The organism is Dietzia sp. CQ4 (assembly GCF_014145125.1).
GTDB classification, from domain to species: Bacteria; Actinomycetota; Actinomycetes; order Mycobacteriales; family Mycobacteriaceae; genus Dietzia; species Dietzia natronolimnaea.
This window is the reverse complement of the sequence record NZ_JAALDZ010000307.1, coordinates 1-3906: the sequence shown is the minus strand read 5'-3', so window position 1 is coordinate 3906 and position 3906 is coordinate 1. Positions and strand designations below refer to the sequence as shown.

The following is a 3906-nucleotide window of genomic DNA, read 5'->3' as shown; positions in this document are numbered from 1 at the left end:
CGGAACTCCGAGAGGAGTTCCGGCCCGCGGTCGTCTCGCCTCCTCCACCGGGGGCGAGTGATCTTTCGGGAGCGGGTGATCTGTCGGGGGGTCGACGTCGCGGGCCGCGTGACACCGGCCTCACCCCGGCGCCCGGGACGTCCTCCTCATGGGACGGGTTGGGCCGGAGGCCCGTGGGACCACCCGGGAGGTGCGGTCACCGTGCCCGGCCACCCGCGAGAGGTGGCGGGCGCTCCGGTCACCGGGCGACCGGAGCGGGGTTCACCGGCAGCGGCTTCCCGGCCATGTCGGCCACGGCCCGGAAGGCCATGGTCATGCCCGACCCCAGGGGAACCCCGGGACCCGGGTATGCCTCACCGGACACCGACGCCGACGAGTTGCCGGCGGCGTAGAGGCCCGGGATCGGTGCACCGTCGGTACCCACCACGGCCCCGTTCGGGTCGATCACGGCACCACCCTTGGTGCCCAGGTCCCCCAGCACCAGGCGCACGGCGTGCAGACGATCGCCCCCCAGGGGCCGCAGGCATTCCTCGGCCGTGGAGGCGCCGAGCAAGAACCGCCCGTACGGATCCTCGCCCCGTCCGAAGTCGTCATCTCTGCCCTGAGCGGCATGGCCGTTGAACCGGGTGACGCTCTCGGCGAGGACGTCCGGATCGATACCGATGGCGTCTGCCAGCTCCCCGATCGTCGCTGCGGTGTGCCAGAGCCCGGCCGCCCGCAGCTGCTCGGGATCAGGGGCGGGGACGCAGATCGCCGGATACCCGCCCGCCTCCGAGTCATCGAAGACGAACCAGAACTCCTCGCCCGCTCCGTCGTCCATCCGGGCGTGCATGCGACGGCCCATCTGGTCGTACGGCAGGAGTTCGTTGGCGAAGCGACGACCTGCGCCGTCGACGATGATCCCGGAGCGAAAACCGAGGGTGAACGCCGCGTGCCCGTTGGGGAACAGTGTCGCCGGACACCACCATGACTGGTCCAGCAGGTCGAGTCGGGCCCCGACCTCGTCGAACATGCGGACGGCGTCCCCGGAACCGGTATCCGGGTGGGAGGCCGACCAGTCGGAGGTCGGCATCCGCTGCCACCGTCGACGCAACTCCGTCGACCGCTCGAATCCGCCCGCGGCGACGAGTACGCCCCGCCGTGCGCGAATCGACCGCAGGCCCGAGCCCTCTCGCACCTCGACCCCCACGACCCGCCCGTCGTCGTCCCGGATGAGTCGCTCCGCAGCCGTCGACAGCCGGAGCTCGGCCGCCTCCATGTCATCCAACGCCAGCACGAGCCGGGCGACCCAGGCGCGGCCGCCCTCCAACCTGGCGGTGTCCTCCGGGGAACCGAACTGATCCGACGGCACCGAGGAGCGGATATCTCCGGTGCGCTCACCCACCTCCTCCCCCTTGATGGGCTTGGGGTAGATGCTTCGACCCACCTCCTGGCGTCCGGGTGCGTCGAAGTAGTCGGGGAACGCCTGGAATCTCGTGGGGATTCCCAGTGTGTCCTGGAGAAAGTCGACGACCATCGGCCCGGTGTTCAGGTACGCGTCCTGCAGGTCGTGGTCGGTCCGGTCGCCCACGACGGCGCGGAAGTAGGTGCGGCCCGTGTCCACCGAGTCCTCCAGCCCGTCGCGGGCGAGGACGGCGTTGCCGGGCAACCACACCGCGCCGCCCGAGTACGCGGAGGTGCCCCCGAAACGGTCCGTCTTCTCGAGGAGGCAGGTCGACAGCCCCCGCGAGGCCGCCGCGGCCGCGCCGAAGAGCGCCGCGACGCCCGATCCCACCACAACCACATCGAACTCTGCATCGAACGTGCCGGCCTGCGTCGTCACGGGCTCTCCTCATCTCGTCGTCACGGGCACACGGCCCGGACACCGGCCGTGGGCCGACGCCTACTAGAACACGTTCTACACTAGCTTCCCGGCGCGTTTCCGTGGCCCGACCGGCGGGTTTCGTGACACCTCAACGTCGTGCGGGCATGATCGCGGTGTGACGCGCAACGAGGTCGAACACACCGAGGACGGTCGCTACATCGTGGTCAGGGGGAGGCGATGGAGGGCCACCGATCCGTCGATCCCGGACACGCTCAGGACCGAACTCGTCTCCGCGCTCATGACCGGCCGCCGGCTCGTGAAGTCCGAGGGTGACGCCGCGCGGGTGATGGTGCACGACGCCAAGACCGCGCTGGGCGAGCGCGGCGACCCCTGGTGGGATCCGACCGAGGAGGGGACGCGGAACCGGCTGGCCGCGACTATCCGAACGCTGCTCCGCTCCCGCGGCGAGGGCTCGATCTGCCCCAGCGACGCCGCCCGCACGGTGGGCGGCGACCAGTGGCGCGAGCTCATGGACACCGCCCGACAGGTCGCCCTGGATCTCCGAGCGGACGGCGTCGTCGCCATCACGCAACGTGGCCGGGTCGTCTCCGGAGCAGACATCCGAGGCCCGATCCGCATCGTGGCGGCGGACGCGCTCGACTTCCGGCCACCGACGGACGGCAGCGTGGCACGGGACTGAAGCTACCAGCCGGTAACCCCCGCCATGTCGCGGTTCGCGGCCTTGTACGATCACTTCTGGTAGGAGACATTCACCAGATCGCCCCGTCCCCCTCTCACGGCGGGTCGTCCAATGGAAAGGCATACACCCTTGCGCCGCACAGTGTTCAACGAAGACCACGAGGCCTTCCGCCAGACCATCCGCGCCTTCATCGAGTCCGAGGTGTCCCCCCATTTCCAGGAGTGGTTCGACGCGGGCATCGTGCCGCGCGAGTTCTACTACAAGCTCGCCGATCTCGGGGTCTTCGGCATCAACGTCGACGAGGAGTACGGCGGCGCCGGGATCAACTCGCACAAGTTCGAGGCCATCCAGTCCGAGGAGACCGCCCGGGCGGGCGTGAACTTCGGTGGATCGGGCGTTCACGTCCTGCTGGGCCTGCCCTACATCAAGGCCCTGGCGACCGAGGAGCAGAAGCAGCGTTATCTGCCCAAGTTCGTCTCCGGCGAGGAGATGTGGGCGCTGGCCATGACCGAGCCGGGCACCGGCTCGGACCTCGCCGGCATGAAGAGCACCGCCAAGCTCTCCGAGGACGGCACCCACTACGTCCTCAACGGTGCCAAGACCTTCATCACCGGCGGTGTCCACGCCGACCGCGTAATCGTCTGCGCCCGGACCGCTCCCCCGCGCGAGGACGACCGTCGCTTCGGCATCTCCCTCCTGGCCGTCGACACCAAGCTCGCGGGCTACTCCGTGGGACGCAAGCTCGACAAGGTCGGTCTGCGCACCTCCGATACCGCGGAGCTGGCCTTCAGCGACGTCAAGGTCCCTGTCGAGGACCTGCTCGGCGAGGAGAACCGTGGTTTCTACTACCTCGGCCAGAACCTGCCGTCCGAGCGCTGGGGAATCGCGTACGGCGCCTACGCCCAGGCCGCGGCCGCGGTGCGCTTCGCCAAGGAGTACACCCAGCAGCGCACGGTCTTCGGCAAGGAGGTCGCCTCGTTCCAGAACACCAAGTTCGAGCTCGCCGCCTGCCAGGCCAAGGTCGACGCGGCGCAGGCCGTCGCCGACCGCGCGCTCGAGGCACTCGACGAGGGAGAGCTGACCGCGGCCGAGGCCGCATCGGCCAAGCTGTTCTGCACCGAGATCGCGGCCGAGGTCATCGACCGTTGCCTGCAGCTGCACGGCGGATACGGGTTCATCAACGAGTACCCGATCGCCCGCCTGTACACGGACAACCGGGTCAACCGGATCTACGGCGGGACCAACGAGGTCATGAAGACCATCATCGCCAAGGACATGGGACTGTAGTCCCCCACCGGGCCTGATCCGGGCCGGGACCTGCGCGCCGCGCGGGTCCCGGCCCGAGCTCGTTCCCGGGTGATGCCCCCGACGTCGGAGACGCCACGACCGCGGGTTGCCGACA

3 protein-coding genes are annotated in these 3906 nt (G+C 69.7%); 2 read left to right on the top strand and 1 reads right to left on the bottom strand.

Annotated elements, in window-relative coordinates; all coding sequences use genetic code 11:
• Positions 1-238: 238 nt before the first annotated feature.
• A complete protein-coding gene (locus tag G6031_RS15535; RefSeq protein WP_182653742.1) occupies positions 239-1822 on the bottom strand; it encodes an FAD-dependent oxidoreductase in 1584 nt (527 codons plus the stop codon).
• A 157-nt stretch (positions 1823-1979) separates the two neighbouring features.
• Here G6031_RS15535 and G6031_RS15530 point away from each other — a divergent pair, with 157 nt between their 5' ends.
• Positions 1980-2504 (top strand): DUF3253 domain-containing protein, encoded by a 525-nt coding sequence (locus G6031_RS15530; protein ID WP_182653741.1) that lies wholly within the window; start codon positions 1980-1982, stop codon positions 2502-2504.
• A gap of 129 nt (positions 2505-2633) precedes the next feature.
• Positions 2634-3791, top strand: a complete 1158-nt coding sequence (locus G6031_RS15525; RefSeq protein WP_179525029.1) for an acyl-CoA dehydrogenase family protein — start codon at positions 2634-2636, stop codon at positions 3789-3791.
• Positions 3792-3906: the final 115 nt, after the last annotated feature.